The following is a 19,299-nucleotide window of genomic DNA, read 5'->3' as shown; positions in this document are numbered from 1 at the left end:
TCCTTGCAGAGCTTGCGAAGGCAGGCGGCGCTGCGCTAATGGGGGTTAGACCAGATGATGCAAGCCGCCACAAGAAGGCCAGCCATGACGCAGCACGTGACGCCCGAAACCCCGCTGTCGACCGAAACCGGCCCCGAGGCGCTGAACCGCCCGGCGCCCGTCACCGAGATCGTGACCCGCTGGCGCGTCAGCTGCGACGGCGACGACGCGGCAGGCATGGGCCATCCGCGCGTCTGGCTGGCGATCGCGCCCGAGGCGGGCTATGTCGATTGCGGCTATTGCGACAAGCGCTTCGTGATCGACCGCGATCACGCCCACGACGACCACTGAGATCAGCTTTCCGGGCTGGCGTGCCTTGACCGCCCCATTGGGGCCCTCAGGGCAGGGAGACTGCGCCACCCTTGGTCCCGCCCTGCCGCGTCGGCTTCTTGCCCCGGCACCGGTCCGAGCAGTAGCGGACCTGTTCCCAGTCCCGTTCCCATTTCTTGCGCCAGCTGAAGGGCAACCCGCAAGCCAGGCAGGTCTTGGTCGGCAGGTCGGACTTGCGGCGCATCCGGGGCATCGGCACCTCCTTTGCGGCGGGTGGAAGAATCCGGTCCGCCATGTCAAAACACGGGCCGAAGCAGCAAGGATAGGTGATCATGGGCGACGCATTCGGCAAGGGCTGTCATCTGCATCTGATCGACGGATCGGCCTTCATCTTTCGCGCCTATCATGCGCTGCCGCCCCTGACGCGCAAGTCCGACGGGTTGCCGGTCGGCGCGGTCGCGGGCTTTTGCAACATGCTGTGGCGCTATGTGCAGACCGACGACGGGCACACCGCGCCGACCCATGCCGCGGTGATCTTCGATCACTCGTCCAAGACCTTCCGCAACGAGATCTATGCCGCCTACAAGGCGCAGCGCCCCGAACCGCCCGAGGACCTGCGCCCGCAGTTCCCGCTGACCCGCGACGCGACCCGCGCCTTCAACATCGCCTGCATCGAGACCCAAGGCTATGAGGCCGACGACATCATCGCCGCCCTGGCCTGCCGGGCGCGCGAGGCGGGCGGGACCGCCACGATCATCAGCAGCGACAAGGACCTGATGCAGCTGATCGGCGACGGCGTGGACATGCTGGACCCGATCAAGAACAAGCTGATCGGCCCCGACGAGGTGATGGAAAAGTTCGGCGTCGGCCCCGACCGCGTGGTGGACGTGCAGGCGCTGGCGGGCGATGCGGTGGACAACGTGCCCGGTGCGCCGGGCATCGGCATCAAGACCGCCGCCCTGCTGATCCAGGAATACGGCGACCTGGAAAGCCTGCTGGAACGCGCGGGAGAGATCAAGCAGCCCAAGCGGCGCCAGACCCTGATCGACTTTGCCGAGCAGATCCGCGTCTCCAAGCGGCTGGTCGAGCTGGACTGCAACACGCCCCTGGACTTCACGCTGGAGAGCCTCGAGGTGCGCGCGCCCGAGCCGGAGCGCCTGCTGGCCTTCCTGTCCGAGATGGAGTTCCGCACCCTGACGAACCGCGTGGCCCAGGTGCTGGGTGCCGAGGCCCCAGTGGTTCAGGCAGCCCCCGCCAGTGATGCGCCCGCGGCACCCGAGCAGCCTCCCATCGACACCACGGCCTATGAGACGGTGGCCGACATGGAGGCGCTGGAGGTCTGGATCGCCGCCATCCGCGAGGCAGGCCAGGTCGCCATCGACACCGAGACGACCGCCCTGGACGAAATGCAGGCCGAACTGGTGGGCGTCTCGCTGGCAGTGGCGCCGGGGCGGGCCTGCTATATCCCCTTTGGGCATGTCGCGGGGGGCGATGACCTGTTCGGGCAATCGGCGCGCGTCGAGGGGCAGATGGAGGCCGCCGCCGTCCTGGCCGCGCTGAAGCCGCTTCTGGAGGATGCGTCGATCCTGAAGATCGGCCAGAACCTAAAATACGACTGGAAGATGCTGGCCCGCCACGGCATTCGCATGACGCCCTTGGCCGACACGATGCTGATGTCCTATGCCCTGAACGCCGGCACCCACAACCACGGCATGGACGAACTGGCCGAGCGCTATCTGGGCCACAAATGCATCCCGATCAAGGAGCTGATCGGGTCGGGGAAAAGCCAGATCAACTTCGGCCAGGTGGCCATCGACAAGGCCGCGCCCTATGCAGCCGAAGACGCCGATGTGACACTGCGCCTTTATCAGCATTTCGCGCCCATGCTGCCGGTGGAAAAGGTGTCGACCGTCTATCACACGCTGGAACGGCCGATGATCCCGGTGTTGGCGCAGATGGAGATGGCGGGCGTGCGCATCGACACGGACGTGCTGAAGCGCATGTCGAACGCCTTTTCCCAAAAGATGGCGGGACTGGAGGACGAGATCTATGGCCTTGCCGGCCAGAGCTTCAACATCGGCAGCCCCAAGCAGCTGGGCGAGATCCTGTTCGACAAGATGGGGCTGGCCGGGGGCAAGCAGGGCAAGACCGGGGCCTTTTCCACCAGCGCCGACGTGCTGGAGGACCTGGCCGCCGAAGGCCACGACCTGCCGGCGCGTGTGCTGGACTGGCGCCAGATCAGCAAGCTGAAATCGACCTATACCGACGCGCTGCCGACCTTTGTGAATGCCGAAAGCGGCCGTGTCCACACCTGCTATTCGATCACCGGCGCCCAGACCGGGCGGCTCTCCTCCACCGATCCGAACCTGCAGAACATCCCGATCCGCAGCGACGAGGGGCGCCGCATCCGCCAGGCCTTCATCGCGCCCGAGGGCTATCGGCTGGTCAGCCTCGACTATAGCCAGATCGAGCTGCGCATCCTGGCGCATGTGGCCGACATCCCGGCGCTGAAGCAGGCCTTTCGCGACGGCATCGACATCCATGCCATGACCGCCAGCCAGATGTTCGGCGTCCCGGTCGAGGGGATGGACCCGATGATCCGGCGCCGCGCCAAGGCGATCAACTTTGGCGTCATCTACGGCATCTCGGGCTTTGGCCTGTCGCGCAACCTGCGCATCCCGCGGGCCGAGGCGCAAAGCTTCATCGACACCTATTTCGAGCGCTTCCCCGAGATCCGCGCCTATATGGACCGCACCGTGGCCGAGGCCAAGGCCGACGGTTTCGTGCGCACGCTGTTCGGGCGGCGCATCAACACTCCCGGCATCAACCAGTCGGGTCCTGCCGCCGGCGGCGCCCGCCGGGCCGCGATCAACGCGCCGATCCAGGGGGCGGCGGCCGACATCATCCGCCGCGCGATGATCCGCATGCCCGAGGCCATCGCCGACCTGCCGGCGCGGATGCTGCTGCAGGTGCATGACGAACTGGTCTTCGAGGTGCGCGAGGATGCCGTCGACGACCTGATCGCCCGGGCCCGCGACATCATGGAAAACGCCGCCGAACCCTCGGTCCGGCTGTCTGTACCCTTGGTCGTCGATGCGGGGCATGGGCTGAACTGGGCCGAGGCGCATTAGCGCCCCGGCCGGTCACACCGCGACCGAATGGCTGCCCTGCGGGGCGGCATAGGCGTCCAGCGCCTGTGCGATCAGGCGCGTCAGGGGCCGCCCCTGGGGCAGGATCTCGAAGGCCTCGTCCGTCAGGCGCACGGCACCGTCGAAACGCTCCAGCAGCGGCGTGAAGATGCCGTCGGGCAGGGGGCCGACCTCGGCCCGGAGGGCGGCCAAGTCGATGCGGAAATCGCACATCAGCGCCTCGATCAGCCGGCCGCGCCAGCGGTCCTCGGGGGTGAAGATATGGCCCCGCACCACCGGGACCCGTCCCTCGCGGATGGCGGCCGTATAGGCGCCGGTGGCCGGCACGTTCTGCGCATAGCCCTGCGGATAGCGCGAGATGGACGAGGCGCCCAGGCCGATCAGCACTTGGGCCGGATCGTCGGTATAGCCCTGGAAGTTGCGCCGCAGCCGGCCTTGGGCCGCGGCCTGCGCCAGCCCGTCGCCGGGGCGGGCGAAATGGTCGATGCCGATCTGCTGGAAGCCGTCGGCCAGGAACAGCTCGGCCGCCGTCTCGAACAGGGCCAGGCGCGCCTCGCCGTCGGGCAGCGATTCGTTCGGGATCATCACCTGGCGCTTGGACATCCAGGGCACATGGGCATAGCCGTAAAGCGCGACCCGGTCGGGGGCCAGGGCCATGACCTTCTGCACCGTGTCCGCGATTCGCTGCCCGGTCTGATAGGGCAGGCCGTAAAGGATATCGACATTCAGGCTGGCGATGCCGTGCTGCCTGATCAGCGCTGCGGCATGGGCGGTGATCTCGAAGCTCTGGGGACGGCCGATCGCCTCCTGGATCTGCGGGTCGAAGTCCTGCACCCCGATCGAGGCGCGGGTCATTCCCGCCGCCGCCAGCGCGGCCATGCGCGGCGCGTCGATCTCGGACGGGTCGATCTCGACCGAGAACTCGCCCCCTTCCTCCATGGGGAAGGCGTTGAAGACCGCGCCCGCCAGCTGGCAGATCAGGTCCGGTGTCAGCAGGGTGGGCGTGCCGCCGCCCCAGTGCAGGCGCGACAGGCCGATGCCCGGCGCCAGGCGCCGGCGCAGGGCCTGCAGCTCGGTCTGCAGGGTCTGAACATAGCTTCGCACCGGGTCCATGCTCTGCGTCCCCTGCGTGCGGCAGGCGCAGAACCAGCACAGGCGCCGGCAGAAGGGCACATGGATATAGAGCGAGATCCGCGACCCCGCCGGCACGGCCGCCATCCAGCCGGCGGCCAGATCGCCGTCCACGGCCGGCACGAACTGGGTTGCGGGCGGATAGCTGGTATAGCGGGGGGCACGGGCCTCGAACAGGCCGGCGCGTCTCAGTTGCGAAAGGTGTTCCATGTGCCTACAATAAGAGCATGACGCGGACACCTGCCTTGACCCAGATCAAGCCCGGCAAGACGGGCAGCTCCGCGCCCGAGGACGTGCGCTGCACGGATTGTCCGATCCGCTACCGTGCCGTCTGCGCGCATTGCGAAGGCGACGAGCTGACGCAGCTGGAGCAGATCAAGTTCTATCGCACCTTCGAGGCCGGCCAGCCGATCCTGTGGGAAGGCGACCGGATGGATTTCGTGGCCTCGGTGGTCACCGGTGTCGCCACCCTGACCCAGACCCTGGAGGACGGCCGGACGCAGATGGTAGGCCTGCTGCTGCCAAGTGATTTCCTGGGCCGCCCGGGGCGCGACACCGCCGCCTATAACGCCACCGCCGCGACCAAGGTCGTGCTGTGCTGCTTTCGCCGCAAGCCCTTCGACCAGATGATGCAGCACACCCCGCACCTGGCCCATCGCCTGCTGGAGATGACCCTGGACGAGCTGGACGCGGCACGGGAATGGATGCTGCTTCTGGGCCGCAAGACGGCGCGGGAAAAGATCGCCTCGTTCATCGCCATCATCGCGCGTCGCGAAGCCGCGCTGCACAAGCGACGCCCCGGCGGGCGGATGGAACTGGACCTGCCGCTGACCCGCGAGGCGATGGCCGATTACCTGGGCCTGACCATCGAGACCGTCAGCCGCCAGGTCGGTGCGCTCAAGCGCGACGGCGTGATCGAGCTGGTCGGCAAGCGGGGCGTGATCCTGCCCGATTTTGCGCGGCTGGTCGAAGAATCGGGCGACGATTCGGACGGCGGCTGGCTGGCCTGACCCGGCGTCACCGGCATGCCGCGCCTTCACAAGCCGCGCCGGCAGTGATAATCGGGCGCTTCCCGGTCGCAGCCTACCCGGGTCACAAAAACAAGGGTCACAGAATGAACACCACTCTCGTCTGCTCGGGCGGGCTCGATTCCGTATCGCTCGCCCATGTGCTGGCCGCGCAGGGTCGCCTGTCGCGCCTGATCAGCTTTGATTACGGCCAGCGCCACCGCAAGGAACTGGACTTTGCGCTGGCCTGCGCGCGCCGGCTGGACGTGCCGCATCACCTGGTGGACCTGTCGGGCATGGGCGCCGCGCTGAGCGGCTCGGCCCTGACCGACGACATCGACGTGCCCGATGGCCATTACGCCGAGGACACGATGCGCGTCACCGTCGTGCCCAACCGAAACGCGATCATGCTGACCGTGGCCTTCGGGATCGCCGCCGCGAATGGCGATGCTGCGGTGGCGGCGGCCGTGCATGGCGGCGATCACTTCATCTATCCCGACTGCCGCCCCGCCTTTACCGATGCCTTTGCCGCCATGCAGAAGGCCGCGCTGGAGGGCTATGCCGATGTCGCGCTGGACGTGCCCTTCGTGCATGCGACCAAGGCCGATATCGTGGTGGCGGGCGCGGGCGCCGGCACGCCCTTTGCCCAGACCTGGTCCTGCTACAAGGGCGGGGCGCGGCATTGCGGACGCTGCGGCACCTGCGTCGAACGACGCGAGGCCTTCCACCTGGCCGGCGTTGAGGACCCGACCGATTACGAGGATCCGGATTTCTGGCAGGCCGCCGTCGCGGCCCATGCCGTGCAGGGGGCGTGATGTTCAGGATCAGCAAGGAATTTCACTTCAGCGCCTCGCACCGGCTGGACCACCTGGCGGCGGATCACCAATGCGCCCGGCTGCACGGCCACAATTATGTCGTGGTGGTCGAACTGGCGGCGCCCGACCTGAATGCGGACGGCTTCGTGCGCGACTATCACGAGCTGAAGCCGCTGAAAGACTATATCGACGGCAGCTTTGATCACCGCCACCTGAACGACCTGCTGGAGGTGCCGTCCACGGCCGAGAACCTGGCCCGCCACTTCTTTGACTGGTGCCGCGCCCGCTGGCCCGAGACCAGCGCCGTCAAGGTCAGCGAGACGCCCAAGACCTGGGCCGAGTACCGGCCGTGACGCGCCTGCGCATCGCCGAGATATTCGGTCCGACCATCCAGGGCGAAGGCGCGCTGATCGGAGAGCCCACCGTCTTCGTCCGCGCCGGGGGCTGCGATTACCGCTGTTCATGGTGTGATTCGCTGCATGCGGTGGACAGCGCCTTTCGCGACACCTGGGCGCAGATGACCCCGGAAGAGGTCTGGGACCAGGTCGAGGCGCTGTCGGGCGGGCAGCCCCTGACGGTGTCCGTTTCGGGCGGGAACCCGGCGATCCAGGATTTCGGTCCGCTGATCGCGCGGGGCCGCGCGGCGGGCTATCGCTTTGCGCTGGAAACACAGGGGTCGATCGCCCGCGACTGGTTCGACCAGCTGCACATGCTGGTCCTGAGCCCCAAGCCCCCGTCCAGCGGCGAAACTCCGGATCTGGACGCGCTTGCCGCCTGCATCCGGGCGGGGCAGGGGGCGGGGCAGACGGTCATGAAGATCGTGATCTTCGACGACCGCGACTATGCCTGGGCGCAGGAGATGGCCGGGCGCCATCCGGATCTGCCGCTGTATCTGCAGCCGGGCAATCCCGAGGTCGATCCCGGCCTGCCGGTGGCGGCCCAGGACGTGGCCGACCGGCTGCTGTGGCTGGTCGAGAAGGTAACGGCCGACCGCTGGTTCACGCCCCGCGTGCTGCCGCAGCTGCATGTCATCCTGTGGGGGAACCGCCGCGGCGTCTGATCTGCGTCCCATGACGTCGCGGGGGGACCCGCCGTCCCCCCGCGCGGCCCACCGACCGATCCCTGTCAGCGCGCCAGGAACACCGGCACGCGGGCCTGTTCCAGCATGTTGCGCGTGGCTCCGCCCAGGATCGCTTGGCGCAGGCGCGAATGACCATAGGCCCCCATCACCACCAGGTCGGCGCCGATCTCGATCGCGCGGCGGTTGATCTCGTCGCTGATGCGCGGCGCGGTGCGGGCCAGGACGGCGATCTCGGCCCGGACCCCGTGGCGGGTCAGCATCTGCGTCAGCGCGCCGCCGGGATCCGAGCGCTCGGGGCCGTTGCGGCCCGGATCGATGCAGGTGATCTCGACCGAGCGGGCGGCCTTGAGCAGCGGCAGCGCACGGCGGATCGCCGCCAGCGCCTCGGCCGACTGATTCCAGGCGACCAGCACGCGGCCGGGCGGCAGCGCGGGCGGTGTGGCCTTGGGCAGCATCAGCACCGGGCAGCCGCCCTCGAACAGGGCCGCCTCGGTGACGATCTCGGCGTCGCCCGGCTGGCCCTGCGCATAGGGGCTGGCCAGGACCGTCAGATCGGCAAAGCGCGCGCGCAAGCCGACCAGGCCGGCAATGCCGCCGGATTGGGCCACGGCCGATTCGGCCGACCAGCGCAGCTCGGGGACCGGGGCGAGGTGCTGGCGGTTGCGGGTTTCCAGCGCCTCGGCATCGCCCATGGCGCTGTCGATCGCCTCCTGCAGTCCATAGGCGGTGCCGCCGGGGAAGTAATAGCCGGGCTGGCTGTGGTCGATGCCCAGGCAGAGGATGTCCAGATGCGCATCCTGCGCCAAGGCCAGTCCGACAGCGGCGTCCAGCTGGGCCAGCTGGCCCGGATCGCTGAGGACGGTCAGGATCGTCTTGTAGGCCATGGAAGTGTCCTCTGTTCCAAAGGGGTGATGTGGACATCCTGCCGCGGCGCTAGGCGGCCGGCCTTGATCCCGATCAAGTCGCGGGTTTGACGCAGATCAAGGTTCGGCCCGCCCCCGCAGCCTATGCCCATTGCATCGAAGGCCCCAAGGGCCGCCGGCGATTCGCAGGCGGAGGGGCGCAGAGCGGGACGCGACGCAGATGGGCACGGGGACGCCATGTGGAATTACGTGAAACTGATCCTGCTGGGCGGGATCGCACTTTTCGCCGCGATCGGGGCCAACCTGGCCCGTGATCCGGCCTATATGGTCAATGCGCTGACCGTCATGCTGGTCGCGGGCGGGATGTTCCTGTGGACCCTGCGCCGCATCGACGAGCCGGTGCTGCCGGTCAACGGTAACGAATACATGGACGGCGTGATCCGTGCCGGCGTGGTCGCCACCGTGATCTGGGGCGTCGTGGGCTTCCTGGTCGGCGTGATCATCGCCTTTCAGCTGGCCTTTCCGGCACTGAACTTCAGCGACCTGGCGCGGGGCTACCTGAACTTTGGCAAGCTGCGGCCGCTGCATACCAGCGCGGTGATCTTTGCATTTGGTGGCAACGCGCTGATCGCGACCAGCTTTTACGTCGTGCAGCGCACCTCCGCGGCACGGCTGTGGGGCGGGAACGCGGCCTGGTTCGTCTTCTGGGGCTACAACCTGTTCATCGTGCTGGCCGCGACCGGCTATATCCTGGGCGCCACGCAATCCAAGGAATATGCCGAACCGGAATGGTACGTCGACTGGTGGCTGACGGTGGTCTGGCTGACCTATCTGGCGGTCTTCCTGGGCACGATCATCAAGCGCCGCGAGCCGCATATCTATGTCGCCAACTGGTTCTACCTGGCCTTCATCGTCACCATTGCGATGCTGCACGTGGTCAACAACCTGTCGGTGCCCGTCAGCATCTGGGGGTCGAAATCCGTCCAGGTCTTCAGCGGCGTGCAGGATGCCATGGTGCAGTGGTGGTACGGCCACAACGCCGTGGGCTTCTTCCTGACGGCGGGCTTCCTGGGGATGATGTACTATTTCATCCCGAAGCAGGCCGAGCGTCCGGTCTATTCCTACAAGCTGTCGATCATCCACTTCTGGGCGCTGATCTTCCTCTATATCTGGGCCGGTCCGCACCACCTTCACTACACCGCGCTGCCGGAATGGGCCGCGACCCTGGGGATGGTGTTTTCCATCATGCTGTGGATGCCCAGCTGGGGCGGCATGATCAACGGCCTGATGACCCTGTCGGGGGCCTGGGACAAGCTGCGCACCGATCCGATCATCCGCATGATGGTGGTGGCCGTGGGCTTCTACGGGATGGCGACCTTCGAAGGCCCGATGATGTCGATCAAGTCGGTGAACAGCCTGTCGCACTACACCGACTGGACCATCGGCCACGTTCATTCCGGCGCCCTGGGCTGGAACGGGATGATCACCTTCGGCGCGCTCTATTACCTGACGCCGCGCCTCTGGGGCCGGGAACGCCTCTACAGCCTGTCGCTGGTCAGCTGGCACTTCTGGCTCGCGACCATCGGGATCGTCCTCTACGCCAGCTCGATGTGGGTCAGCGGCATCATGGAAGGGCTGATGTGGCGCGAGGTCGACCAGAACGGCTACCTGGTCAACGCCTTTGCCGACACCGTCGCCGCCAAGTTCGCGATGAACGTCGTGCGCGGCCTGGGGGGCGTCCTGTTCCTGGCCGGCGGGGTCATCATGGCCTTCAACCTCTGGGCCACCGTCGCGCGGCAGCCCAAGGCCGTCTCCACCTCCATCGCCGTTCCGGCCGAGTAAGGGGCAACGTTCATGGCAATCCTGGACAAGCACAAGATCCTTGAAAAGAACGCGACGCTGCTGCTGATCTTTTCCTTCCTGGTGGTGACCATCGGCGGCCTCGTGCAGATCACGCCGCTGTTCTACCTGGAAAACACCATCGAAGAGGTCGAGGGCGTGCGTCCCTACACGCCGCTGGAACTGACCGGCCGCGACATCTATGTCCGCGAGGGCTGCTATGTCTGCCACAGCCAGATGATCCGGCCGATGCGTGACGAGGTCGAGCGCTATGGCCATTACAGCCTGGCCGCCGAATCGATGTACGACCACCCCTTCCAGTGGGGGTCCAAGCGGACCGGGCCGGACCTGGCGCGGGTGGGCAGCCGCTATTCCGACGAATGGCACATCGACCACCTGCGCGACCCGCAGTCGCTGGTGCCGGAATCGATCATGCCGAAATACGGCTTCCTGCTGGACCGGGTGATCGGCCCCGACCACATCGTCGAACGGCTGCGCACCGACCGCACCGTGGGCGTCCCCTATGACGAGGAGATGCTGCAGAACGCGGTCGCCGACTTCCGCACCCAGGCCGATCCCTTCGGCGACGCGGCAGGGCTGCAGGCGCGCTATCCCGGCGCCCAGCTGCGCAACTTCGACCGCCAGCCCCAGCTGACCGAGATGGACGCCCTGATCGCCTATCTGCAGGTGCTGGGCACGATGGTGGACTTCTCGACCTTCGAACCCGATCCGAACCGCTGAGGCCGCGTATGGAAACCTACAGCTTTCTTCGCACCTTGGCCGACAGCTGGGTCCTGCTGCTTCTGACGCTGGTCTTCGTGGGCGTGATCATCTTTGCCTTCCGCCCCGGTTCCAGAAGCGTCCAGAAGGACGCCGCCGAAAGCATCTTCCGCAACGAGACCCGTCCTGCCGAGGACGACAACAAGGACGACCGCTGATGTCCGACAAGCCCCGGAACCCGGCCGACGATCACGCCTCGCCGCAGAACCCCGACAACCAGGTGGGCCTGCGCCGGCACAGCGCCGATGCCGAACATGCCGCCAAGCTGGCCGGGGACATCCCGCCCCGCCCGGCCCCCGACCAGCCGATCGCGCCCAAACAGCGACGCAAGGGGCGCCACGGCGTCGGCCTCAAGGAAACGCCCTCGACCGGGCATGAATGGGACGGCATCACCGAATACGACAACCCGATGCCGCGCTGGTGGCTGTGGACCTTCTACGCCACGATCGTCTGGGCCCTGGGCTACATGGTGGCCTATCCGGCGATCCCGCTGGTCAGCCAGGCGACCCAGGGCCTTTTGGGAACGAACAGCCGCAGCGCCGTCGCGGCCGAGATCGAGCGGTTCCAGCAGGCCAACGCCCCGGTCCAGGCCGCGCTGGTCGAAACCGACCTGGCGCAGATCCCGTCGGACCCGCAGCTGGTCAGCTATGCCACCAATGCGGGCGGCGCGCTTTACCGGACCTGGTGCGCGCAGTGTCACGGCGCCGGCGCCGCGGGGGGGCCGGGCTATCCGAACCTCCTGGACGACAGCTGGCTCTGGGGCGGCAGCCTGGAGGACATCCACCTGACGCTGCAGCACGGCATCCGTGATCCGCTGGACCCCGACACGCGCTATTCCGAAATGCCGCGCTTTGGCGCCGACGGCCTGCTGGAGCGGGCGCAGATCCTGCAGGTGGCGGATCATGTCCGGTCGCTGTCAGGGCTGCCGCATGATGCCGCCCGCGCCGCGGCGGGCGCCGAGGTCTATGCCGACAACTGCTCCGCCTGCCACATGGATGACGGCAGCGGCGACCGGGGGCAGGGCGCGCCGGCGCTGAACGACCAGGTCTGGCTCTATGGGTCCGAGCCCGAGACGCTGGTCCGCATCATCAGCGAGGGCCCCTATGGCGTGATGCCGTCTTGGTCCGCGCGCCTGTCCGAAGCCGAGATCCGCGCCCTTGCGGTCTATGTTCATGGTCTGGGCGGCGGCGAATAGCCCCGCACCCGACCTTACGGTTTCCGTGCCCGGTCCCGAAGGCGCGGAAAAGTCCGGCCCCCCGTCCTGTTCGCGCGTTCCTCGGGGGGCCGGCACATCATTCGCGGCTTTGGCTGCGATCCAGGCTTCCGCGCCGGCCCGTCCGCGTGGAAGACCGGCCCCCGACCTGTTCGCGCGTTCGTTCGGGGGCCGGCATTTCCTTCCCGTCAGTCCAGCAGGGCGCCCCGCAGGGAATTCGGCGCGCTTTCCAGGATGCGGACCTGCACCAGATCGCCCACCTGCGCCTGCGACGCCTCGACAAAGACGGAATGCAGGTAGTCCGACTTGCCGACCATCTGCCCCGTCTCGCGGCCGGGCCTTTCGAACAGCACGCTCACCGTGCGTCCGACCATGCTCTCCTGCGCCGCCCGCTGCTGGCGGCTCAGCAGGGCCTGAAGCTCCTGCAGGCGGGCATCGGCCACCGCGCCTTCTACCTCGGCGCGGTCATAGGCCGGCGTGCCGGGACGCGGCGAATACTTGAAGCTGAAGGCGGTGCCAAAGCCCACCTGTTCCACCAGGCGCAGCGTGTCGGCATGGTCCTGGTCGGTTTCGCCTGGAAAGCCCACGATGAAGTCGCTGGTCAGCAGGATGTCGGGGCGCGCCTCGCGGATGCGGTCGATCAGGCGCAGGTACTGGTCGGCCGTATGCTTGCGGTTCATCGCCTTCAGGATGCGGTCGCTGCCCGACTGCACCGGCAGGTGCAGATAGGGCATCAGCGCGGGGATGTCGCGATGGGCCGAGATCAGGTCGTCGGCCATGTCGTTCGGGTGGCTGGTCGTATAGCGGATGCGGTCCAGCCCCTCGATCTCTGCAATGGCGCGGATCAGGCGGCCAAAGCCCCATTCGCGACCGTCGCGACCCTGGCCGTGCCAGCCATTGACGTTCTGGCCCAGCAGCGTGATCTCGCGCACGCCGCGGGCCACCAGGTCGCGCGCCTCGCGCAGGATGCGGTCCACGGGGCGGCTGACCTCGGCGCCGCGCGTATAGGGTACCACGCAGAAGGCGCAGAACTTGTCGCACCCCTCCTGCACGGTCAGGAAGGCCGCGGGCGCGCGGCGGGTGGCGCGCCGTTCGGGCAGGTGGTCGAACTTGTCCTCTTCGGGAAAGTCCGTCAGGATCGCCGGCGCCTCGCCGCGCATCATCGCGGGCAGGCGGTGATAGGTCTGCGGACCCACGACCAGGTCCACCAGCGGCATGCGGCGGATGATCTCGGCCCCCTCGGCCTGGGCCACGCAGCCGGCGACTCCGATCTTCAGGTCGGGCTTTTCGGCCTTCAGCGGCTTCAGGCGCCCCAGGTCGCTGTACAGCTTTTCGGCGGCCTTCTCGCGGATGTGGCAGGTGTTCAGCAGGACCATGTCGGCCTGGGCCTGGTCCTCGGTCAACTCATAGCCCTCGGCGCCCATCGCCTCGGCCATGCGCTGGCTGTCATAGACGTTCATCTGGCAGCCATAGGTCTTGATGAACAGCTTTTTCGCGGCCGTGGGGCTGGCGTCCTGGGTCATGTCATGATGTCCTTGAGATCGGCGCGCTGATACAGGAAAGCTGCGGTTTTGGAAAGGCACGGGATGGAGAGCGACCTGACGCGGATCCCGAACATCGGCCCCGCCACCGCGGGGTCCCTGATCGCGGCGGGTGTGGCGGATGCGGCGGCGCTGCGCGCGGCCGGCGCGCACGAGGCCTATCGCGCCCTGCTGGTGGCCGGAGAGCGGCCGCATTTCATCGGCTATTACGTGCTGCACATGGCGTTGCAGGGCCGCCCCTGGAACGATTGCAAGGGCGCCGAAAAGGACGCCCTGCGCGCCCGCTTCGACGCGCTGGTGGCCGAGATGCGGGGCACGCCCCTGTCGGGGATCGAGGCGGCGCTGGACCTGATCGGGCTGCGCCGCCCCGGTTGATCACTGATCCGCGGCCTGCGTCTCGAAGCGCAGGCCCTTGGCGGTGCGGTCGCCAAAGCCCATCCAGTAGCTGTGGTCGTCCGCGGGCTCTCCGGCCTCGTCCATCGACCAGACGCCGTCGGCCGGGTTCGCCACCAGGTCCAGGTAGTCGCCCTTGGCGGTCTCGTCCTTCAGGTGCAGGTCCATGAAGGCGGTGGCGAAATGCTGCAGGATGTTGTTCATCCGGACGCTGTCCCAGACCGGGTCGGCATAGTGGTCAAAGGGTGCGCGGCCAAGGGTGTCGGAATATTGCCAGGCCTCGGCCGGGGCGGGCATGGGCGCGGCCGCGTTGTGGTTGGCATATTCAAAGGTCAGCAGGTGCCGCGTGGTCCCCGTGGTCTGGTCGAAGATCTGCCGGATCGCGTCATAGACCGACACGTCGTCGTCGCTGCCGCTGACCAGCATCAGCGGCTTTTCGAACGCCGCCAGCCCCTCGGCGTCCCAGAAGTCGTGCTGCCGGCCCCAGGGCGCGATGGCGATGATCGCCTTGACGCGCGGATCGACCAGTTCGGCATGGGCATCGCTGCCCGCCGCCAGGCGCGACAGCAGGTCCTGCGGCGGGATGAAACGCTCGGGCTCGGTCCGCGCGATCGCGGTCTGCGACAGGCCCGCGCCGCCAAAGATCATCGCGCCATAGCCGCCCATCGAATAGCCCACCACCCCGGTCCGGTCGGCATCGGTGATGGCGCCGATCTCGTCCTCCAGCCCGGCCATGCTGTCCAAAAGGAAACGCTGGTCCACCGCCCGGTTCACCAGGGTCGAGGTGAAGGCCTGCTGGTCGTCATAGGTGCTGTCGGGGTGATCGGCCGACAGGACGACATAGCCCTTGGAGGCCAGGTTCTCGGCCAGGTGGCTCATCAGGTAGCGGTTGCCCGGATAGCCATGCGACAGGATCACCAGCGGAAAGCGTCCCTCGGCCGGGGCCGCGTCGCGGGCGGCGCGGCCGGACAGGGTGGTGGGCGTGACCCCGTCGCGCAGGATCGTGTCATAGGTGGTCCCGGCCTCGGTGCCCTCGGCGGCGGGATACCAGATCTCGGCCTTCATGACCCTGTCGCGGGTCGGGGGCGTACCTTCGGCGGTCGTGGCCAGAACGTCGATGCGGTCCGGGTCGGTGAAGGTGGTGGCGCGCACGCCGACCGGATGGGGACCGAAGGCCGCAAGTTCAGGCGCATCGGGGCGGATCATGTCGATGCGGTTCTGGGCGGCAAGGGGTGTGGCGCAGACCATGGCCGTCGCGGCGGCCAGCAGCAGATGTTTCATGTCGGCTCCTCCGATGGGTGTCATGCGAACTCTGCCCCGCTTGCACGATCTGCACAAGCCGCCCCCCGTGCCCCATTGAACGCCGACAGCCGCAAGGCTAGCCTGCCGGCAAGATCGGTTGAGGAGCATGACCATGAACACGCCGCAAAGCTGGGAAGCACGCGCCGACGAATATTCGCTTTACGGTTTCACCGACCTGCCAAGCGTGCACAAGCGCGGCGCCGTGGTGCTGACCCATGGCGAGGGGCCCTATGTCGTCGACGTGAACGGCAACCGCTATCTGGATGCCAATTCGGGCCTGTGGAACATGGTTGCGGGGTTCGACCACAAGGGCTTGGCCCAGGCCGCCAAGGACCAGTACGACCGCTTTCCGGGATATCATGCGTTCTTCGGGCGGATGTCCGACCAGACGGTGATGCTGTCGGAAAAGCTGGTCGAGGTGTCGCCGTTCTCGCGCGGCAAGGTGTTCTACACGAACTCGGGTTCCGAGGCGAACGACACCATGGTCAAGATGCTGTGGTTCATGCATGCCAGTGAAGGCACCCCGCAAAAGCGCAAGATCCTGACGCGCTGGAACGCCTATCACGGGGTGACGGCGGTGTCGGCCAGCATGACCGGCAAGCCCTACAATTCGGTTTTCGGCCTGCCGCTGCCGGGGTTCCTCCACCTGACCTGCCCGCATTACTGGCGCTATGGCGAGGAGGGCGAGACCGAGGAGCAGTTCACGGCCCGCCTGGCGCGCGAGCTGGACGAGACGATCCAGCGCGAGGGGGCCGACACCATTGCCGGATTTTTTGCGGAACCGGTGCAGGGCGCTGGCGGCGTCATTCCGCCGTCCAAGGGGTATTTCCAGGCCATAATGCCGGTACTGAAGAAGCACGGGATTCCGATGATCGCCGACGAGGTGATCACCGGGTTCGGCCGCACCGGCAACACTTGGGGCAGCCAGACCTATGACTTTGTGCCCGACGCGATCATCAGCTCCAAGAACCTGACCGCGGGGCTGTTCCCGATGGGCGCGGTGATCCTGGGGCCGGAACTGACCGACCGCCTGCAGGCTGCGATCGACAAGATCGAGGAGTTTCCCCACGGTTTCACCGCCTCGGGCCACCCGGTCGGCTGCGCGGTCGCGCTGAAGGCCATCGACGTGGTGATGAACGAGGGGCTGGCCCAGAATGTCATCGACCTGGCCCCGCGCTTCGAGGACGGGCTGCGCCAGCTGGCCCGGAACCCCAATATCGGCGAATATCGCGGTGTGGGCTTCATGTGGGCGCTGGAGGCGGTGCGCGACAAGGCCACCAAGACCCCGTTCGAGGGGCATCTGTCGGTCAGCGAGCGCATCGCCAACACCTGCACCGACATGGGACTGATCTGCCGCCCGCTTGGCCAGTCGATCGTGCTGTGCCCGCCGTTCATCCTGACGGAAGGCCAGATGGACGAGATGTTCGAAAAGCTGGACAAGGCGCTCGGCAAGGTCTTTGCCGAACTGGCCTGATCCGTAAGGCCGGCTGTTACGGGTGCCGTTCCCTACAGGGGACGGTTTTCAGCGCACTGCCATGTTCAGCTTTGTCCCGGCGGTTGCCCAGTTGCGACGATCGCGCCGCCATATGGCGCCAAGGTGCCGGGGGCGCCCCGGTCCCGTGATCCTTGCCCCGCTGACGACCCGTGCGGCGACCCTCACTGTCGCCGGGGCCATGCAAGCCGCATCGGCGCCGCGTGCTGCACCAGCGGCCCCTCGGGTGTCATCCTGACGGAGATGCCGCCGTCGCCCGGCAGCCGCTTGGGGTCGAGGATCAGGCAAGGCGCCGCATCGGGCAGCGGGACCGGTTCCGACGCCACCAGGATGCGATCCGGTTTGCAGGCCGCTGCGGCCCGTTTGCCCGACCCCTTGCCGGTCAGGTGCCAGACCTGCCAGCCATGCGGCAGATCGGCGGCCTTGTCCCGGCGATCCCCCTGCCATGCAGGACGCGCGGCCGCGGTTTCCTGATCGGCCAGATCCCCGTCCTCCTGCAGCCAGGTCGAGACGACAAAGGCGCCGCCCGCGGGCTTGGACACGGCGCGCCCCAAGGGGGTCATCAACCCCACGGCCTCGCCCTCGGGCGCGACCAGCAGCAGGGGACGACGGTCCGTCAGCCACAGTCCGGCCGAGGCCACCAGCATCATCAGCCCGATCCCGACGCCGACCGCCTGCGGCGAAGCCTGACGCCCTAACCGCGTCCCGGGCCGCCAGCACAGGATGGCCAGCACCGCCCCGAACCCCATCAGCGGCACCACCGGCTGCGGCGGCATCGGCAGCGCGGTGACGGCCCCGTCCAGGCCTGCCACGATCTCGGCCACATAAAGCATCCAGCGCGTGCCCAGGCCCATCACCCACAGGGCCGGTCCCTCCAGCCCCAGGGGGGCCAGAAGGGCCCCGATGACGCCTGCCGGCATCACCAGCGTGCCCATCACGGGCACCGCCAGCAGGTTGGCCAGCATTCCGTATTGCGCCATGCGGTTGAAATGCGCCGCCGCGATGGGCGAGGTGGCCAGCATCGCCACCAGCGACGACACCAGCAGCATCGCCACCGGGCGCAGCCAGAAGGGCAGGCGCGGCGCGACCCGTGACCAGGGGCCATAGACCAGGATCAGCGCGATGGTCGCGGCAAAGCTCATCTGGAAACCGGCGCTGGTCAGCGCCTCGGGGCTGTAGATCAGGATGACGGTCGCGGCCAGCGCGACCGTCCGCAACGAGACCGCCCGCCGGTCGGCGACGATCGCGCCCAGCATGACCGCCACCATGATGAAGGCGCGTTCCGTCGCGACGCCGCCGCCCGACAGCCACAGATAGGCCGCCGCCGCCACCAGCGCCGCGACGGCTGCGATCTTGTGCATCGGGCGCCCCAGGCCGATGCCCGCGCCCTGCAGCCCCACCAGCGCCCACCGCATCCCGGCATAGACGAAGCCGGCCAGCATCCCCATGTGCAGGCCCGAGATCGAGATGATGTGGTAGAGGTTCGAGGCCCGCATGACCTCGTTCGTGGCCTCGGAAATGCCCGACCGGTCGCCGGTGGTCAGGGCGGATGCCACCGCCCCGGCCTGGCCGCCGATCCGGTCCTGGATGGCGGCGCTGATGCGCATGCGGGCGCGGTGCATCCACCACATGCCGCCTTCGGGCGCGCTGACCGCCATGATCGGCGTGCGGGAATAGCCGACCGCCCCCAGGCCCTGGAACCAGGCGTGAAGGCGAAAGTCGAAGCTGCCCGGCGCGGCCGGTCCGGGCGGAGGGCCCAGATGCCCGGTCATCATCACCCGCTGGCCCAGGGGCGGCAGGTCGATGTCGCCCATCAGCGACAGGCGGACCCGCAGGGGCGTCCGGTCGGGCGCCGTGTCGCGCAGCTGCACCCGGTCCAGCGTCACCCGCATCCGGTCGCGGCCGGAGCGGTCGATCTCGGTCACCCGCCCTTCGACCGGTCCGTAATAGCGCCATTCCAGCACGGGTCCGGCGACGCGGGCGGCGCGATGGCCGGCCAAGGCCGCCCCGCTGGCGATCAGGCACAGGGCCAGCGCCGCCAGATGCAGGCTGTCCGCCATCCGCCAAGGGATCGCGCCCCGCGCTGCCCATCGCGGCGCGCCAAGCGCCAGCGCCAGGGAACCGGCCGCCAGCAGCGCCAGGACCGCCCATTCGCCAAGGCCCAGCAGGGCCGGCCGCAGGAACCACAGCGCGATGCCCGCCGACAGGCAGACAGGCACCCACGGGAACAGCCCCGCCCTGATCGCCGCAGCCTGTCGGACAGGGGCAACGGGCGTGGCCGGCGCCCGCTGTCCGGCCAAGGAGGGAAGGGGTACCGCCGCCGCGCCCGAATGGGGCAACATCCTTGTCCTTTCCCCGGCTGTTGACTATCACTTGCGCCAAAG

At 68.0% G+C, this 19,299-nt stretch carries 18 protein-coding genes; 12 read left to right on the top strand and 6 right to left on the bottom strand.

The genetic code is table 11. The features are described 5' to 3' along the window. Positions 1-141 precede the first annotated feature (141 nt). Positions 142-330, top strand: a complete 189-nt coding sequence (locus tag ACNR9W_RS14365) for a zinc-finger domain-containing protein (protein WP_419270204.1) — start codon at positions 142-144, stop codon at positions 328-330. Between the two features lie 46 nt (positions 331-376). Here the strand turns inward: ACNR9W_RS14365 and ACNR9W_RS14360 are convergent, their stop codons facing one another. Continuing rightward, the gene (locus ACNR9W_RS14360; RefSeq protein WP_419270047.1) at positions 377-562 is read right to left on the bottom strand and encodes a DUF2256 domain-containing protein; all 186 of its coding nucleotides are present in this window, start codon (positions 560-562) and stop codon (positions 377-379) included. A 79-nt stretch (positions 563-641) separates the two neighbouring features. Here ACNR9W_RS14360 and polA point away from each other — a divergent pair, with 79 nt between their 5' ends. Beyond that, positions 642-3,440 carry a DNA polymerase I gene (gene polA, locus ACNR9W_RS14355; protein ID WP_419270048.1) on the top strand — a complete coding sequence of 933 codons (2,799 nt, stop codon included), beginning with the start codon at positions 642-644 and terminating at the stop codon, positions 3,438-3,440. A 12-nt stretch (positions 3,441-3,452) separates the two neighbouring features. Here polA and hemN read toward each other — a convergent pair whose 3' ends face one another. After that, positions 3,453-4,799, bottom strand: coding sequence for an oxygen-independent coproporphyrinogen III oxidase (gene hemN, locus ACNR9W_RS14350; RefSeq protein ID WP_419270050.1), 1,347 nt, complete (start codon positions 4,797-4,799; stop codon positions 3,453-3,455). Between the two features lie 17 nt (positions 4,800-4,816). On the opposite strand from hemN, the gene fnrL reads away from it, so the two are divergent. The 4 genes from fnrL to queE all read left to right on the top strand — a co-directional run bounded on the left by fnrL (position 4,817) and on the right by queE (position 7,471). Beyond that, the gene (fnrL, locus tag ACNR9W_RS14345; RefSeq protein WP_419270052.1) at positions 4,817-5,599 is read left to right on the top strand and encodes a transcriptional regulator FnrL; all 783 of its coding nucleotides are present in this window, start codon (positions 4,817-4,819) and stop codon (positions 5,597-5,599) included. A gap of 104 nt (positions 5,600-5,703) precedes the next feature. Next, positions 5,704-6,411 carry a 7-cyano-7-deazaguanine synthase QueC gene (gene queC, locus ACNR9W_RS14340; protein WP_419270054.1) on the top strand — a complete coding sequence of 236 codons (708 nt, stop codon included), beginning with the start codon at positions 5,704-5,706 and terminating at the stop codon, positions 6,409-6,411. After that, a complete protein-coding gene (queD, locus tag ACNR9W_RS14335) occupies positions 6,411-6,764 on the top strand; it encodes a 6-carboxytetrahydropterin synthase QueD (protein ID WP_419270056.1) in 354 nt (117 codons plus the stop codon). Before queC ends, queD begins: the two co-directional genes overlap by 1 nt. Further along, positions 6,761-7,471, top strand: coding sequence for a 7-carboxy-7-deazaguanine synthase QueE (queE, locus tag ACNR9W_RS14330; protein ID WP_419270058.1), 711 nt, complete (start codon positions 6,761-6,763; stop codon positions 7,469-7,471). Before queD ends, queE begins: the two co-directional genes overlap by 4 nt. 65 nt (positions 7,472-7,536) lie before the next feature. Here the strand turns inward: queE and ACNR9W_RS14325 are convergent, their stop codons facing one another. After that, on the bottom strand, positions 7,537-8,376 hold the full coding sequence (locus ACNR9W_RS14325) for a universal stress protein (RefSeq protein ID WP_419270060.1): 840 nt from the start codon (positions 8,374-8,376) through the stop codon (positions 7,537-7,539). Between the two features lie 216 nt (positions 8,377-8,592). On the opposite strand from ACNR9W_RS14325, the gene ccoN reads away from it, so the two are divergent. Genes ccoN through ccoP form a run of 4 tightly spaced genes read left to right on the top strand, consistent with a single transcriptional unit; the run spans position 8,593 to position 12,169 of the window. Then, positions 8,593-10,197 carry a cytochrome-c oxidase, cbb3-type subunit I gene (ccoN, locus tag ACNR9W_RS14320; RefSeq protein ID WP_419270062.1) on the top strand — a complete coding sequence of 535 codons (1,605 nt, stop codon included), beginning with the start codon at positions 8,593-8,595 and terminating at the stop codon, positions 10,195-10,197. Positions 10,198-10,209: 12 nt separating this feature from the next. After that, entirely contained in the window at positions 10,210-10,935 is a 726-nt protein-coding gene (gene ccoO, locus ACNR9W_RS14315; protein ID WP_419270064.1) for a cytochrome-c oxidase, cbb3-type subunit II, read from the top strand. A gap of 8 nt (positions 10,936-10,943) precedes the next feature. Beyond that, positions 10,944-11,132: a cbb3-type cytochrome c oxidase subunit 3 gene (locus ACNR9W_RS14310; protein WP_419270066.1), complete on the top strand. Its 189-nt coding sequence runs from the start codon at positions 10,944-10,946 to the stop codon at positions 11,130-11,132. Then, positions 11,132-12,169 carry a cytochrome-c oxidase, cbb3-type subunit III gene (gene ccoP / locus ACNR9W_RS14305; RefSeq protein ID WP_419270068.1) on the top strand — a complete coding sequence of 346 codons (1,038 nt, stop codon included), beginning with the start codon at positions 11,132-11,134 and terminating at the stop codon, positions 12,167-12,169. The genes ACNR9W_RS14310 and ccoP overlap by 1 nt, the downstream gene beginning before the upstream one ends. A 206-nt stretch (positions 12,170-12,375) precedes the next feature. On the opposite strand, the gene miaB is transcribed toward ccoP, so the two are convergent. Next, positions 12,376-13,710: a tRNA (N6-isopentenyl adenosine(37)-C2)-methylthiotransferase MiaB gene (gene miaB, locus ACNR9W_RS14300; RefSeq protein WP_419270070.1), complete on the bottom strand. Its 1,335-nt coding sequence runs from the start codon at positions 13,708-13,710 to the stop codon at positions 12,376-12,378. Positions 13,711-13,773: 63 nt separating this feature from the next. Here miaB and ACNR9W_RS14295 point away from each other — a divergent pair, with 63 nt between their 5' ends. Continuing rightward, complete coding sequence (locus ACNR9W_RS14295; RefSeq protein ID WP_419270072.1) at positions 13,774-14,103, top strand: TfoX/Sxy family DNA transformation protein; 330 nt, start codon at positions 13,774-13,776, stop codon at positions 14,101-14,103. Here ACNR9W_RS14295 and ACNR9W_RS14290 read toward each other — a convergent pair whose 3' ends face one another. Next, positions 14,104-15,402: an alpha/beta hydrolase family protein gene (locus ACNR9W_RS14290; RefSeq protein ID WP_419270074.1), complete on the bottom strand. Its 1,299-nt coding sequence runs from the start codon at positions 15,400-15,402 to the stop codon at positions 14,104-14,106. Between the two features lie 133 nt (positions 15,403-15,535). On the opposite strand from ACNR9W_RS14290, the gene ACNR9W_RS14285 reads away from it, so the two are divergent. Beyond that, positions 15,536-16,897: an aminotransferase gene (locus ACNR9W_RS14285; RefSeq protein ID WP_419270076.1), complete on the top strand. Its 1,362-nt coding sequence runs from the start codon at positions 15,536-15,538 to the stop codon at positions 16,895-16,897. 182 nt (positions 16,898-17,079) lie between these two features. Here the strand turns inward: ACNR9W_RS14285 and ACNR9W_RS14280 are convergent, their stop codons facing one another. Next, positions 17,080-19,257, bottom strand: a complete 2,178-nt coding sequence (locus tag ACNR9W_RS14280) for a ComEC/Rec2 family competence protein (protein ID WP_419270078.1) — start codon at positions 19,255-19,257, stop codon at positions 17,080-17,082. Between the last annotated feature and the right edge of the window lie 42 nt (positions 19,258-19,299).

It is taken from the genome of Paracoccus sp. T5 (genome assembly GCF_048538155.2).
GTDB lineage: Bacteria > Pseudomonadota > Alphaproteobacteria > Rhodobacterales > Rhodobacteraceae > Paracoccus.
Note: the sequence above shows the minus strand (reverse complement) of the source record. Positions and strands in the feature narration are given on the sequence as shown.

Bases quoted from the DNA above. Each gene is read 5' to 3' on its own strand.
- ACNR9W_RS14360 (WP_419270047.1), bottom strand. From the start codon at position 562: ATGCCCCGGATGCGCCGCAAGTCCGACCTGCCGACCAAGACCTGCCTG.
- polA (WP_419270048.1), top strand. From the start codon at position 642: ATGGGCGACGCATTCGGCAAGGGCTGTCATCTGCATCTGATCGACGGA.
- hemN (WP_419270050.1), bottom strand. From the start codon at position 4,799: ATGGAACACCTTTCGCAACTGAGACGCGCCGGCCTGTTCGAGGCCCGT.
- fnrL (WP_419270052.1), top strand. From the start codon at position 4,817: ATGACGCGGACACCTGCCTTGACCCAGATCAAGCCCGGCAAGACGGGC.
- queC (WP_419270054.1), top strand. From the start codon at position 5,704: ATGAACACCACTCTCGTCTGCTCGGGCGGGCTCGATTCCGTATCGCTC.
- queD (WP_419270056.1), top strand. From the start codon at position 6,411: ATGTTCAGGATCAGCAAGGAATTTCACTTCAGCGCCTCGCACCGGCTG.
- ACNR9W_RS14325 (WP_419270060.1), bottom strand. From the start codon at position 8,376: ATGGCCTACAAGACGATCCTGACCGTCCTCAGCGATCCGGGCCAGCTG.
- ccoN (WP_419270062.1), top strand. From the start codon at position 8,593: ATGTGGAATTACGTGAAACTGATCCTGCTGGGCGGGATCGCACTTTTC.
- ccoO (WP_419270064.1), top strand. From the start codon at position 10,210: ATGGCAATCCTGGACAAGCACAAGATCCTTGAAAAGAACGCGACGCTG.
- ACNR9W_RS14310 (WP_419270066.1), top strand. From the start codon at position 10,944: ATGGAAACCTACAGCTTTCTTCGCACCTTGGCCGACAGCTGGGTCCTG.
- ccoP (WP_419270068.1), top strand. From the start codon at position 11,132: ATGTCCGACAAGCCCCGGAACCCGGCCGACGATCACGCCTCGCCGCAG.
- miaB (WP_419270070.1), bottom strand. From the start codon at position 13,710: ATGACCCAGGACGCCAGCCCCACGGCCGCGAAAAAGCTGTTCATCAAG.
- ACNR9W_RS14295 (WP_419270072.1), top strand. From the start codon at position 13,774: ATGGAGAGCGACCTGACGCGGATCCCGAACATCGGCCCCGCCACCGCG.
- ACNR9W_RS14290 (WP_419270074.1), bottom strand. From the start codon at position 15,402: ATGAAACATCTGCTGCTGGCCGCCGCGACGGCCATGGTCTGCGCCACA.
- ACNR9W_RS14285 (WP_419270076.1), top strand. From the start codon at position 15,536: ATGAACACGCCGCAAAGCTGGGAAGCACGCGCCGACGAATATTCGCTT.
- ACNR9W_RS14280 (WP_419270078.1), bottom strand. From the start codon at position 19,257: ATGTTGCCCCATTCGGGCGCGGCGGCGGTACCCCTTCCCTCCTTGGCC.